At 63.8% G+C, this 13,655-nt stretch carries 12 protein-coding genes; 3 read left to right on the forward strand and 9 right to left on the reverse strand.

Translation table 11 applies throughout. From position 1 onward, the window contains the following. Window positions 1-80: 80 nt before the first annotated feature. Window positions 81-596 carry a hypothetical protein gene (locus KX816_13905; GenBank protein QXQ05339.1) on the forward strand — a complete coding sequence of 172 codons (516 nt, stop codon included), beginning with the start codon at window positions 81-83 and terminating at the stop codon, window positions 594-596. Between the two features lie 193 nt (window positions 597-789). Here KX816_13905 and KX816_13910 read toward each other — a convergent pair whose 3' ends face one another. Both KX816_13910 and KX816_13915 read right to left on the reverse strand, forming a co-directional pair. Continuing rightward, window positions 790-1,551 carry an ABC transporter permease gene (locus tag KX816_13910; protein QXQ05340.1) on the reverse strand — a complete coding sequence of 254 codons (762 nt, stop codon included), beginning with the start codon at window positions 1,549-1,551 and terminating at the stop codon, window positions 790-792. Further along, window positions 1,548-2,477 carry an ABC transporter ATP-binding protein gene (locus KX816_13915; GenBank protein ID QXQ05341.1) on the reverse strand — a complete coding sequence of 310 codons (930 nt, stop codon included), beginning with the start codon at window positions 2,475-2,477 and terminating at the stop codon, window positions 1,548-1,550. Before KX816_13915 ends, KX816_13910 begins: the two co-directional genes overlap by 4 nt. A gap of 152 nt (window positions 2,478-2,629) precedes the next feature. Here KX816_13915 and KX816_13920 point away from each other — a divergent pair, with 152 nt between their 5' ends. Next, window positions 2,630-2,845, forward strand: a complete 216-nt coding sequence (locus tag KX816_13920) for a hypothetical protein (protein ID QXQ05342.1) — start codon at window positions 2,630-2,632, stop codon at window positions 2,843-2,845. Between the two features lie 289 nt (window positions 2,846-3,134). Here the strand turns inward: KX816_13920 and KX816_13925 are convergent, their stop codons facing one another. From KX816_13925 to KX816_13950, 6 genes are all read right to left on the reverse strand, one after another. Next, window positions 3,135-4,550, reverse strand: a complete 1,416-nt coding sequence (locus KX816_13925) for a carotenoid oxygenase family protein (protein QXQ08581.1) — start codon at window positions 4,548-4,550, stop codon at window positions 3,135-3,137. A gap of 263 nt (window positions 4,551-4,813) precedes the next feature. Next, window positions 4,814-5,704: an NAD(+)/NADH kinase gene (locus tag KX816_13930; GenBank protein QXQ05343.1), complete on the reverse strand. Its 891-nt coding sequence runs from the start codon at window positions 5,702-5,704 to the stop codon at window positions 4,814-4,816. After that, window positions 5,701-6,693: an SPFH domain-containing protein gene (locus KX816_13935; GenBank protein ID QXQ05344.1), complete on the reverse strand. Its 993-nt coding sequence runs from the start codon at window positions 6,691-6,693 to the stop codon at window positions 5,701-5,703. The genes KX816_13930 and KX816_13935 overlap by 4 nt, the downstream gene beginning before the upstream one ends. A 1-nt stretch (window position 6,694) precedes the next feature. After that, window positions 6,695-7,396 carry an NUDIX hydrolase gene (locus KX816_13940; GenBank protein ID QXQ05345.1) on the reverse strand — a complete coding sequence of 234 codons (702 nt, stop codon included), beginning with the start codon at window positions 7,394-7,396 and terminating at the stop codon, window positions 6,695-6,697. Window positions 7,397-7,819: 423 nt separating this feature from the next. Continuing rightward, window positions 7,820-9,715: a sodium:proton antiporter gene (locus KX816_13945; protein ID QXQ05346.1), complete on the reverse strand. Its 1,896-nt coding sequence runs from the start codon at window positions 9,713-9,715 to the stop codon at window positions 7,820-7,822. 343 nt (window positions 9,716-10,058) lie between these two features. Next, window positions 10,059-10,580: a DUF1993 domain-containing protein gene (locus KX816_13950; GenBank protein QXQ05347.1), complete on the reverse strand. Its 522-nt coding sequence runs from the start codon at window positions 10,578-10,580 to the stop codon at window positions 10,059-10,061. 320 nt (window positions 10,581-10,900) lie between these two features. On the opposite strand from KX816_13950, the gene KX816_13955 reads away from it, so the two are divergent. Then, window positions 10,901-12,148, forward strand: coding sequence for a GGDEF domain-containing protein (locus KX816_13955; protein ID QXQ05348.1), 1,248 nt, complete (start codon window positions 10,901-10,903; stop codon window positions 12,146-12,148). Window positions 12,149-12,357: 209 nt separating this feature from the next. Here the strand turns inward: KX816_13955 and KX816_13960 are convergent, their stop codons facing one another. Next, a complete protein-coding gene (locus KX816_13960; protein QXQ08582.1) occupies window positions 12,358-12,534 on the reverse strand; it encodes a PEPxxWA-CTERM sorting domain-containing protein in 177 nt (58 codons plus the stop codon). Window positions 12,535-13,655: the final 1,121 nt, after the last annotated feature.

The following is a 13,655-nucleotide window of genomic DNA, read 5'->3' on the forward strand; positions in this document are numbered from 1 at the left end:
CGTCGCTCGGAGTAGCGCAGCAAGGCTCTCGCCTTTGCAGCGATCGGCATCGCATCCCCGCTTCAGCGGGGGATGATCGCGTGGAAACTGGGCTGATCATGATTGGCGTGGGTTGCATCATTGGCGCCATTGTCGGCGGCGGGGTCAAATTCGTGCAACTCGAATTTGCACAGGCCGCATCGCTTAAACGGCAGGTGATGCTGGATATCTTCGGCGTCATCCTAGTCGCGGCGGGTCTCGCTACGGGAGGCGATCCACCGGCCTTCGGGAACTGTGGAACCACGCAAACCAAAGCGGCGGCTCAGCCCGACCGCGCCAGGACTCCGATGTGCCTGACGGGCTTTGTTCGGCGCGAAGCGTTTCCCGGCGACACCCGTTGCGTCACGCCCGACGTCCGGGACGCGGCGGCGCAGGACAACGTCCTGGGCCGCTCTCGTCGCACTGCTGACGGTGGCCCGTACGACAACGTCACCTGCCGCAGTGGTTTCGTCTGGCGCGAGGCATCGCCTACGGATCATGTCTGTGTAAGCCCGGAGCGACGCCAGCAAACAGCGCTCGACAATGCTGCCGCCGCGCCGAGAGCGGCCCCGCAATAAATATGCGGCTTGGATGTGCGTGCCGGGTGCGCAATGGATGGCCGGACGATCCGCGCCTAAGTGCAGTGATCGGCCGGGCGCTTCGGCTAACTTGGCCGCGCACAGATCGGGTCGGTCTCACCGTCCCAGTCGTCGTGTGCACGCGTTCCCCCGACAGGCCAGGTCAAGCCGCGGGGGTCCTCGTCAACGCCCCCTAGCTTCTCAGCCGGTAGCCGGTGCGCCAAATCCACGCGATGATGCCGGTGCAGACCAGCATGAAAGCCACGGTCAGCCCGGCACTGATGCGGATATCGATGTCCGAGACACCGTAGAAGGTCCAACGCAGGCCGCTGACCAGATAGGCGATCGGATTGAACATGGTCAGCGTCCGCCAAGGCTCGGGCAGCATGCTCAGCGAGTAGAAGGTGCCGCCGAGGAAGGTCAACGGCGTGACCACCATCAGCGGCACGATCTGCAGTTTCTCGAAGCCGTCGGCCCATAGCCCGAGGATGAAGCCGAACAGGCAGAAGGTCACGGCGATCACCACCAGCAGGCCGACCGCCCAGAATGGATGGACGATGTGGTAAGGCACGAACAGACGTGCCGTCGCCATGATCACGAGTCCGAGGATCACCGACTTGGTCGCTGCCGCGCCGACATAGCCGAGCAAGGTCTCCGCGACCCCGACCGGAGCTGTCAGCAACTCATAGACCGTGCCGGTGAACCGCGGCAGATAGATGCCGAACGATGCGTTCGAAATGCTCTCAGACAGGATCGTCAGGAGCAGCAGCCCGGGGATGATGAAGGCGCCGTAGCTGACGCCGCCGACGGTCTGCATCCGGCTGCCGATCGCCGAGCCGAAGACGATGAAGTACAGCGAGGTGGTCAGCACCGGAGTGAACAGACTCTGGAATAGCGTCCGGCGGGTGCGCGCCAGTTCGAACATATAGATCGCGCGGACGGCATGGAAGTTCATGCCCGCCCCTCGACCAGATCGACGAAGATGTCCTCGAGCGAGCTGCGGTGGACGTCGAGGTTGCGGTAATCGATGCCGAGCTCGTCGAGACGGCGGACCATGGCCGCGAGGCCGCGCGCCGCCGCTTCCTCGCTGCTGATCATGTAGACCAGCGTGTCGCCTTCGTCCGCCAGCGCCACCGGCCAGCCCGACAGGCTATCTGGAAGTCTGGGCAAAGCCGCAACGAGCCGAAAGCTCGCCTCGGTCCGTCCGAGTTTCGCGAGCAGCACCCTTTTATCCTCGACCAGCACGATCTCGCCCTTGGCGATGATGCCGATGCGGTCGGCCATCTCCTCGGCTTCCTCGATGTAGTGCGTCGTCAGGATGATCGTTACGCCCTGGTCGCGCAGACCGCCGATCAGCTTCCACATGTCGCGGCGCAACTCGACGTCGACGCCGGCGGTCGGCTCGTCGAGGAACAATATGTCAGGCTCATGCGACAGCGCCTTGGCGATCAGGACGCGGCGCTTCATGCCGCCAGACAACGCCATGATTTTCGAATCGCGCTTGTCCCATAGCGACAGCGAGCGCAGCACCCGTTCGATCGCGGCAGGATCGCGCGGCTTGCCGAACAGTCCACGCGAAAAGGCGACCGTGTCGCCGACCTTCTCGAACATGTCGGTCGCGAGTTCCTGCGGCACCAGTCCGATCCGCTTCCGAGCGGCCCGGGGGTCCTTGGCGATATCGATGCCATCGACTTTGATCGTCCCGGCTGTCGAGCGGACCAACCCGCAGACCGCGCCAATCAGGGTCGTCTTGCCGGCGCCGTTGGGCCCGAGCAGCGCAAAGATTTCCCCGCGCTGGATTTCGAGGTCGACCGACCTCAGCGCCTCGAAACCGCTCGCGTAGGTTTTGGTCAAGCCGGAGATGACGAGGATCGGTTCCACCGCGCCCTCATGCGGCGAACCGCGGCATCCGTCTACCGCGCGCCGGCCAAAAGTGGAGCGTTGCGAGGGCGAGAGCGAGGCAAAGTGGCGGTTGACGCAAGGCGCGGAGCAGACGAAACTTCAGGAGACAGGCATCGTGCCGGAGAAGCGGAATGACGGCGACATCGTTCATCGTGCTGAGCTTTGCGGTTACTCACGGCGTCCCTATCGCACTCGCGGTCCGGGAACTGCTGCTGCTTCGAAAGCCAGGCAAGCCAGGTGGCGATGAACCACCCCCGTCGCCCGACTACCTGCCGAAGCCGCTGCCGGATTGCCTTCTGCCCCGGGCGGTCGTGAAGGTGTCGGTTCGCCACCTTGAGGACGCTTGACAGGTCGGCCGCGCGCTCGGTTCCGTGCTCTGTCTTCAAAATACGCGAGTATCATCGCCAGCGCGATGGCAAGCCTCGCAACGCAGTATCGCCGAGGCGCTGGCGCATGACCCTCAAGTTCGCATCCGCATCGCAGCAGACGGATTGGCAAGTGATCTCCAGGTGGGTGGGCGCGCCCTTTACAAAGACCTCGGTCTTCGAACGATCGCCGAGTGGCAGGAACTTGGTGCGGGTGTGACGTGACATGATTGGGCGATTGCAGCGAATACTGCACACGGCCCGGCCGCCGTTAGACGGTTGGGAGCCAAGCGCCATGAATGCCAGGCGGAATGCGATGCGGAAGTCGGATCGACGCGACCGGCGGTTGCTCGATCTGGCGAGCGTCGATGATCTGGAGTGTGCTTGACGCCGCATCGGCACCGATCACCAGCCCGACCAGCCAGCCATCGTCCTCCGCGGCATTAGCGCTGCGCGGTACGAACACGAATTCACCCGGCACTGCGCCTGCGCCGAAGGTGTGCGCCTGGCGGGCACCAGTCTCGAGATCGTGCTTGAACAGTGGCGCCTCGCCGACCAGCGTCGGCCCGATGTGCTTTGGCAAGCCCATTGCATAGGCAAAGCGGTAGGGTCGGCCAGTGTGCCGCTCGTCGATGCGCGGCAGTTCCTGCGGCGTGACGTCGATGATGGCGCGATCGACGATGCCGGCGGAAGGGTCGATTGTCCAGCGCTCGAAGGCGCGCGGCAACGTGTCGGGCCCGGAATTTTCGCCGTCGAACATGCTCTCATAGGCGATCACGTCGAGCACTAGCCGGCCGTCCGGCAAATCGTGCGCGTTGGCGGTGTGAAAGACGAAGCACGGATCGATGGGTAGCCAGATGATATCGGCGGCACCGCCGGCGCGTGGCAGCAGCCCGATGCGCGCGGGATGTTTCGCATTCCAGCGGTACGGAAAGCCATGGCCGGCCATGACCGTCTTCAGCGACAGGGTCAGCGGCAGGTCGAGGATCAAGATGTACCGCGCCGTGATGGCGCAGTCGTGGATGAGCGGCCCGTGCTCGACCGGAATAACCACCGACCGCCGGACGCGTCCGTCGACGTCCACGACATTGTAGCGGATCCGTTTGGGATCGTTCGCCTCATAGCAGATCGCATGGAGTTCGCTGGTGTCCGGATCCCGGCGGGGATGCGCGGTGAACGAACCCGGAAGCGTGCCGCCGAAGTCGTCGTAGCTTTGCCCTTCGAGTTCCTCGCCGAACCGGACCGGCGTACTCCCGGCCTCGACAAGCGCAAAGGCCGCGCCACCGTGTCCCAGGATACTGGTGTTGACCGTGTCGAAGATGTGGCGCGGACCGGGCGCGGCCGCAATCTTGCGGACCTTCGCCACCTCCGTCGACCGGATCCAGCGGTTGCGATACCAGCAGGCCCGGCCATCGGCGATACGGATGCCGTGTAGCATCCCGTCGCCGGCAAAGAAGTGATAGCTACGCGGGTCGGGGGCAACCGGGTTCGGACCGATGCGGATGTAGCGACCGTCCAGTTCGGGCGGGATGACCCCGTCGAACGCAAGGTCTGTGAGCGTCAGTTCCTCGGTCATCGGCTGGTGGATACCGGTCAGCAGTGGGTGCGGTGCGTCGAGCACGGGCAACCGCCAACGATTGAACGACGCGATGCCGGAAATGATCGGCGAGGTCACTGCCCTGACCATACCCTCGATGAAGCCTGCGGCCGTTCCGGTCGTCGTCATGCTTAAACCACGCCCATCATCGGCTGCCTTTGCATCCGTGCCAAGGCAACCTCGCTGCAGCCCTGCGCGACAACGAACGGCACCGCCAAATGACGGCACGCGCTACGGATTTCGCCATGATCGTGGCCATTATTGTGGCCGTGATCATGGTTGTGTAGCAGCCGCTTCGATATCCGCTAAGGTCCGCGCGACGCACGGCACGCCAGGAGTGTAGCCGGTTTCCTCTAGCCGACCAGCATCAACGTCCGCTCGGCAGGTGCAATCATGACCTGCCGCCCCCACTCGAACGGCAGGAAGTCGTGCTCGATGCCGTCGGCGAAAATCACGCCGCCGTCGTTCATGCGCGACGTCACGGCGATCGCGCCCCCCGTGATCTTGCCCGAACGCAACCCGGTACCGGTGGCGACGCTGGGAAAAGGTTCGCGGACGAACCAGCCAACCGCCCGCTCGGCCGGCACGAGATCGATCTGCTGACCCGTTGCCGCCATGATCGAGCGGGCCCAGCCTGTCGCACCGGTGCCCGAGGCCACGATGAGCCCGCTCGACGACTGGTCCTCCGATGTGCCGTCGATGCTGAGCCGGTAGCGCGCCGACTGGTGGCTGCGGTGTCCGACGAACACCTCGTTGAGCGAAAGCAGCCGCTCGCCGCTGTCGAGGGTGGCCGCTACCATCGTCCGCTCCTCGGTCGCGGCGTCGCCATGCAGGCTCGCAATCAGCGTCGTGCCGAGGCGGCCGGCCGGCACGCGGACGAGAACGCCGTCGTACAAATCCGGCGCGGGATTGACGCCGAGCACGGGTTGGCCGTCGAGGTATTTGGCGACGTTGGCGACCAAACCGTCCTGACCGACCGCGACGATGATGTCCTCGGGGCCGAACAGGAAGCGGTCGAAGTCGGCGCGGCGGACGAGTGTCTGCCGCCAGTCGGGGGCAACGGCAGCCCGGGCTGCCTTCAGCGTCGCTTCGAACTGCAGATGGCGATTTTCGACGTCGGCAAGGCGCTGGCCCCGCGTGTCGAGAAAGAACCGAGCCTGCTCGCGCGTCGCGTGGCGCGCGAGCAACTGTTCATAGTCGGTTTCACGGGTGACGAACACCGCACGCGGACTGTTCGTCGTCACCGATCACTCGCGTCCACGAGCACCGGCGGTGCCTTGCGGAACTCGCCCAGCACGCTCGCGAGCAGGTCGGGGGTGACGTTCAGATGCTCGATGGTATCGAGCTTGCCAGCCAGCTCGCGTGCCGCCAGTCCCAGCAGGACGGCGGGCGGCAGGTCGCGGTAGATGCTGATCCTCGCCCGCTCGGCTTCGGCATTGGCGCTTTCGAGAGTGCGCGTACGCTCGGCCGCGGCTGCAGCTTCGATCTGCTGCGCTTCGGCGAGACCGGTGGCACGCTCGCGTGCATTGCCGGTTTCCTCCGCGATCAACAGTTTCTCGCGCCGCGCCAGCTCGATCCGATTGCCGAGTTCGTTCTCGGCGATGGCGCGTTCCTTGTCGACGGCGAGCGCCCGGCGCTCGAACATCGCCTGGTCGGCCTTTTGCTGCAGCGCTTCGAACGTCGGCGTCTGCAGGGCGCGCTCCAGCTCACTCGACGGCGCGATGCTCGTCAGGCGCACGGCGACCACCGCGACGCCGATCTCCGCCAGCGAGGGATCGCTGGCTAGCGCCGCCTCCAGTCGCAGCCTGAGCGGATCGAGACCGGCGTCGAGCAAGGCGCGGACGGGAGCCTCGGCAAGATACTGCGAGGTCGCCTGGTTGAGCAGGCCCGCGAGCCGGGTTTCGAGGCGCTCGATCGGCTCGCCCTGATGGCGCCCGGTGAACAACCCGATGCTGAAGTCGACGCGCCCCGCCAGCTGCTCGGGATCGGCAACCCGCCATGCCAGCGTGCCCTGCACCGCGACGGTCTGGAAATCCTGGCTGCGGCCCTTCACGAACAGCGTCATCTCGCGGTCGTCCATCGGCAGTTCGGCAATGCTCGTCGTCTCGGGGCGGAACCAGAAGACGAGCCCGCGACCGCTCTGCCGAACCCGGCCGTTGCGATAGCGAATGACATGGTTCGAGGCGTCGCTGCGGAGCTGGGCGAGAAAACCGAAGTTTTTGATATAGGCCATGTCAGGCTCCTTTTGTCGGACGGTAGAGATAGAGTTCAGCGGGGCGGAACGAGGTGCCGGCCTCGCGCTCGCCGGTCGCCTGCAGCCAGCCCTTGTCGAGCATGCGGCGGCGAAAGGCGGGCTTGTTCAGGCGAACCCCGAGGATCGCCTCGTGGACGTCCTGGAGCTGGCGCAGGGTGAAGCGCTCGGGCAGGAGCGCGAACCCAACGGCGGAATAGTCGAGCTTGCCGCGCAGGCGCAGCATGGCCTGACCGAGAACATGATCGTCGCCATCGGCGAGCTCCAGCGGGCATTGCTCGGGGTCGTGGACTTGAACGGGGCCGCCGGTTTCGTCGGCCCATGGGACCACTACATCGGCGACCGTCAGGCCCTTGCCGCTTCTCAGCGACCGGGCGAGGCTATCGCCCGCAAGCAGCGCCAGATAGGCGATCGTGACGACGCGCGGACCGGGTGCGCGGATAACGTCCTCGAACGTGTAGAGCTGTTCGGCATAGATTTGATCGATACCCGCCTGCGCTTGCAGGATCCGCTGTGCGGCGTCGTCGAGCGCCTCGCCAGTTTGCAGGCCGTCACCAGGGAGCGAACAGACTCCGCCATTGCCATTGGTCAGAAGGACAGCGATGCCGCCGTCGACCAGGGCCAGGGCAATCAGCTTGACCCTGATCTCGACCAGAGCCGCATCCTTCGACTCCACATTGTCCACGGCATCACCTTATACGCTCTACACGCATTAGTTAGTCGTAGAACAAATATATGTCAATCGGGCCACGCGTAATATGCGCGGTACTAGCCATGGTCTCGAGCTGGCCGCCGTCCGTAATGCGGGCGCGCGGCAGACGAAGTGCCGATTTCGTCGGTCCGCGTTCGAGCCGGCCAAGTAGTGGATGCTCCGGCTAACACGCAGTCGGTCAGCGGACTCGCCGTCTGCGTTGGCCTCAGCGCGCTGATCGACGTGCGCAACGTCTGAATCGGCCTAGGCATGTCTCGCGGCTCGGCGATCAGTGGCTGTACTGATGTAAGCGTCGGCGTTACCCACTCCATTGTCTCGGGAACTTCACTGACCAACGGGCACTGCGCGCTTGTGCAGTGGGTGCACCCGAAAGATTCACGCGACAGCCTCGTGCTCTCAATTTTGCAGTGTCGTGTCGAGTTCCCTGCTAATATCTGGAGCTGCGTTCTTCGAACCGCGGCGCCGGAGGCCGTCGCGCCAGCGAGATCTTGGCGCGCGGCGTGGTGCGAGAGCCGCCCGATAAAGGCGAACGACGAGATCGCCGGCCGCCGGCACGGTGACCTGCTCGGGTCCAAGGAATGCGAGCTCTCCCCCGGTTCTTACGATAGCGATTGGCCAGCCGTCGTCCGCGACACGCTCTTTCTCGGCTTCAGTCCCGTTGCATGGCTCGACTACAAATGCCGCTCCTGCTTCCATGAGCTCGCCCAGTCGCTGTTGGGTCATGGTCGCCTCTATCGCAATCTTGCCGCGCCACTCGCGGGACGCCTGATGCCGGGTGCCAGCTTCGTCGGTGGCAAGCTGGTGAACCCGTTCGCGTCCAAGCTCCGGGGCGAAGCGCGTACAGACCAAGGCATTATAGGCGTCATCGGGGGTCGCGGCGAGGACCTGCTCGACATCTCGCAGATCGACAACCTCCTCGCCGATAACGGACAGCACTTCGACCCGCAGCGTCGGCAACCCGGCAAGGCGCGCTGCCTTGAGGGCGAGTGCGGAGCGGTCCACGATAATGATGGGAATACCCAAACCCTGAAGCGTCTCGCCCAATCCGACTGTCCATCGCGACGCACCGACGATCAGGAGCCCGCCATGGCCACCCGAAGCGAGCCCGAGCCGTCGTGCCAACGGGGCGAGCGAGAGGCCGTGCAACAACACTGTCGAGGCAATGACGGCGAATACCAGCGGCAGAACGAGACGCGCGTCAGCATAGCCCGCCCGTGCCAACTGCTCGCCGGCAACCCCGGCGATTGCTGCCGCGACGACGCCACGCGGCCCGATCCAGCCGACCAGCAATCTCTCGCGCCAGCTGACCTTCGCGCCGATCGTGGCGAGCGAAATGGCCAGTGGTCGCACGATAAACAGGATCACCAGCGTCGTTGCAGCAATCGGCCAACTGAGCATCGTAACGGTCTGCCGATCGATGTTGGCGGTTAGCAGGATGAACAGTCCGGATACCAAGAACACAGTCAGTGATTCCTTGAACCGGCGAAGCTCCTGCAAGCCTGTCACCTCGATGTTGGCAAGGACGACGCCGAACAATGTGGCTCCGACCAGACCTGTTTCGGGCTGTATCGCCTCGCCGGCGGCGTAAACTGCAAGCGCGCCCGCAAGCAGGATCGGCGTCTTGAGATATTCCGGGGCGAGATCGCGGCTGAAGAGCGCGCGGATGCCGAACGGCACGACGAGGCCCAGGGCGGCGGCGATACCGGCACCGAGCGCCGTATGCCAGGCCAAGTGTACGATCGCCGCGCCGCCGCTCATCGTCGTCGACAACGTCAGGTAGCTCAGCACGAGCAGGGTCAGCGTCGCCCCGATCGGATCGTTGACGATTGCCTCCCACCGCAGAAATGCCGCAGCGCGCGGCTCCAGCTTGGCCTGGCGCAGCAGCGGCATGATGACGGTTGGACCGGTGACAACGAGGATTGCGCCGACGAGGACCGCCACTGGCCAGGACAAACCGCCAACCCAGTGTCCGGCAAGCGTGCCCATCAGCCAGTTCAAGGGAAGTGCAACCGCCACCAAACGCAGCACGCCCGAACCCGCGGAGCGCAGCTCCCGCAAGTTGAGGTTGAGGCCGCCTTCAAAAACGATGATCGCTACCGCCATGCCAATCGCGGGGCGCATGACGTCGCCCAATGCTGCCGACGGACGTACGAGCCCGCCGATGGGCCCGAGTATCGCACCAATGACCAGGAGCGGGATGATCGCCGTTACGCGAAACTTCCAGCCCAACCACTGGCCGAATACCCCAGCGACGGCCACGCCGACGACGAGCAGAAGGATCGTGTCTTCCACGAGGCGTTCCTGAAAAAGTGGGTGTGTCGAAGAACGCTTACCGAATGTGGCGGGGGCCCACCGACAGACAAGAATGTCATTCGTGACCGTCGCCGGGCACGAGCCCGATGGCATGATGAGCTCGGGCAAGGAGCGCTAGCCGTTCCCGAGACAGCGACTGCGGCTTGTCCCTGACGCTTCGAGCGCCTCGCCTTATCGGGCGTTCATTATCAGATGCGAGAAAGGCGCTAGAAACTCATATCCGGACTCTAGGAGCGCTTCGCGGTCTCCTGACTCCGCTCGTCCATTCAGTTTCCGGACCTTCAATCGGCCTGCCGGTCTACCGGCATAGGTTGGCGGTAAGCTACCGCTTAATCCGCGGCATACCCATGAAATCTCGCTTGCCGAGCTTCACACCTTGCGCTCGCAGGATCGCGTACGCAGTTGTGGCATGGAAATAGAAGTTAGGCTGCGCGAACGAGAGCAGGAAATTCGCGCCCGTGAAAGGCAGTCGGCTCTCTCCAAACGCGAACTGCGTGTCGCTCTCCGCAAGTGCGTCGAAAGTCGTCCGTTCGATTGCCTCTAGACTCGCAACCGCCGTCTGCAGGACGCCATGCAAACCGGCAAAGTCGGTCGGCCACGGCGTTAGGTCGGGGGAAAAGGTTCCGGCCCGCACGCCTTCGATACCGCCGATGGAATGCACTGCGCACGACTTCACCTGATAACCGAACGGCAACATGTCGGGCGCCAAGCGCGCATCGATCAGATCGGCCTCCGTCCGTCCATGCTCGGAGCAAAACGCTGCCGCCTTGTCGAGCAAAGCATCCACCGCCCCCAGGATCTGGAGGTTGGACGGTACCACGGCGTCATAGAGTGAAAAGGTCATCGTACGGCTCCAATCCGAGATCCCGCCGTATGCAGAGTCTTAACGCCCTCGTCCACGTGGGTTCGCAACAGATTATTCAAACGGCTGCCCGCCGCATATTGATTCAGAATCGGACGTCTATTGGCGCTCAGTCGTTCCTAAAACCGTACAACAACGGCCGCTCAAGTATGCCTGCGCACGACTCCTTAAGAGCAATCAGCCATAACGTGGGCCGGATGAGACGTCCGCCCAGCGCCTTCGGAAGACGTGAGACGGCTTGGCGGCCCCTGGCGCCTTTCGCAGCGCTCTTCGTCCTACTTATTCTGTTTGCAGTCGGGGGTATGCTTGTCATCGCCTATGAAGCAGACCGCAGCGATGCCGTTCGCGCGCGCGAGGCGGTCGCCCGCACGTTCACAGGAATGCTAACGCGCCTTGATTCTGCTGTAGCCATGAACGCCGGTACGCCGCAGATTGCCGGCTCCCTGTCCGGTCAGCGTGCAAAACCGGATTCTGCATATGGATATTTCAATTTCACGCTCAGCGAAGCGCTTGGATATTACGGTACCATCGTTCTAAATCAGGATGGATCGGCCTTTGCGGGCACACATCTTGGCTTGCCGTGGACCGGACCGGCACTTGTAGAAGCCGCTCGGATTGTCGCGCCCATCGCAGCAAGGCTCCCGATGCGAGGCGCGAGTACAGTGCACGCGCTCGTTCGCGATAAGTCGGGTCAGGTATTGGCAATTGCAGTTGCTAATGTTGCTTCGAGCAGTAGCGAGGCGGCCAGCGGGGCCGTTGCACCGCCGCGACGATTGGCGATTATTGCGCCTGTCGGTTTGCAAGTCATGCCGAAAATGCTGCCCAGTCTCGATGTTGAGGACTTTAGGATCGCCGCTGCCGGCCGGGATGGCAACGCTGTGACGATCCCGGTCGAGAACGGGCCGCCGATCGTGTTTACGTGGCGCCCGAGGACCCCCGGTCGTGCCGCCATTGGTCGGTGGGCTCCCGCTATTGGGATACTGCTTCTAGCCGCGCTTATCATGCTGACGCTTGCCGGTCGGATGAGCATGGCGGCTACCCGAGCTCTCGAACGATTGGCGCACCATGATTCTTTGACGGGGCTCGCCAATCGCGCGGCTTTCCGAGATGAGCTCGACCGCAGGCTTGGACACGGGGAGGCGGTCGCCCTCGGCCTGATCGATCTCAACGGCTTTAAATCGGTTAACGATCAATATGGGCATCCGGTCGGCGACGGTTTGCTTCAAGCCGTTGCGGCCGAGCTTGCTGGGTCGGCCAACCCAGGTGACTTCGTCGCCCGGCTCGGCGGCGACGAGTTCGCCTGGCTGTGCAGTTCACACACCGCGGCTCTGCGGCTTTCTGAGGCTTTTGCTGATCGTATCGCGCGCCCGTTTTCCGTCGATGGGATCTCTCTGCAGATAGGTGCCGCAGTGGGGATCGCAGTGGCACATGCCGGCTTGACGGCAACTGCACTCATGGCGGTCGCAGATGCTCGTCTTTACGAGAGCAAGCCTATTTCCCGGCACGCAGGAGTCGCGGGCAGTGATTCACTAAGGCCTGTTGAAATATAAGGCCTCCGCCAACATTAAGAAGAGCTTTTGACAGCGGTCGCCATCGTGCTCGCCCCTCAGCGGTAATACGAGCAGGCCCAACCGGCCCTATCAATGGGCTTGGCGGCGTGGTCGTGCCAAGTAAGGACCGGAAGGCGGTCGCCTCCTGGTGCCGGGGGGACTCGGCATTCGCCTCGAACTCTGGGGAGAGGCGAGTGCTGAGACCTGGTCTAGGCAGCGACTACGGTCCGGCGCCGTCTGATAAAACCAACAAGCCCGAATCCAGCGACCATCAAAGTCCAGCTGGCCGGCTCGGGAACCGCGGCGAACGCGCGCGCATCGAACACAGACCGGCTGACGTCTGAACCGATCACGAGACTCGCATCGGTGTCGAACCGCCAATGCACACCGCCCCAGACGCGGGCATTTGCAAACTCGGTGGTGGCGTCGGCGAGACTATTCCAACAACGCGTCGTCGGCCCATCCAGGCAGAAATGGTAACTGTTGCCCAACAGCCCCTCGAGAACTCCGTCGACCGCACCAGCCGTGCCGGTTGCAGCCGACGAATAAGACGGGAATGGCGGGGTGAAGACCAGGGCATGCCAATTCGGATCGGCAATGGTGTCAGGATTGCCATCAGTGTCGGCGGCCCTGATGCCGGTGACCGGCCGCCAGTAGTCGTAATAATATTTGGCTTCGAAGACGGATGTCACGGCGTCGGCGTAGGCGACCGAGGTCATGGCAAACATTCGCGCGCTTTCAAGGCTCGACAAGCCACGGGTTTCTGCGGCGTCCAGCGCGATGCGCTCGAACGGCGAGTTGACGTTCGCGATGAACTGCGCAGCCTCCGTCTGATCGGTCGTGCGCGTCGTGCTGGTTGCCGAGCCGAGTGACTTCACCTCGTTGAATGCCGCAGTATATTCTGCACTACCGATCGTCGGCGGCGGGCCGGGACGAAAGCTTGCGGCGCTGGAGATCACCCACGGAGCGGTGCTGCCAAGATACTTGAACTGCGCTGGTATCATCTCGTCGGGCGTCGGCGCCCAGCGGCCGGGCAATCCCGTAGGTGCGTATGTGTACGGCGCCCCGTAGCCATCGCCAGCGCGCTCGGCCAGGACCGCGGCGGCGACCGTTGCGCCGGTTGCGATGCCAGCGGTCTTGGCGGCACTATTCGGGATCAGCGCCAGGCTGGCGGTAAGCGCAGCGTCATAGCCAGCGCTGCCGCTTGGATTGACCTGCATCAAGACGTCGTGCGCGGCCTGCGGCGCCGCCGCGCGCGTATCCCCCCCACCGGTCGCCAGACCGCCGAGATAACCGTGATAGCGCTTCCCGGATGTTTGATTCACTGCGTCAAACATTGCGACATCGACCATGGCATAGGGATGTCCGGCGACATCCGGCGGCAAGGCGATGCTGTTGATCATAACGTCCTGCCAATAGCGCACCGGATCTCCCGCGACCGGGATGCTAGCGCTGGCCGTGCTTGCCGAACCTGCCATGAGAGTCACGGCTACCGTTGCAAGAAGCT

Source organism: Sphingosinicellaceae bacterium (assembly GCA_019285715.1).
Lineage (GTDB): Bacteria > Pseudomonadota > Alphaproteobacteria > Sphingomonadales > Sphingomonadaceae > Glacieibacterium.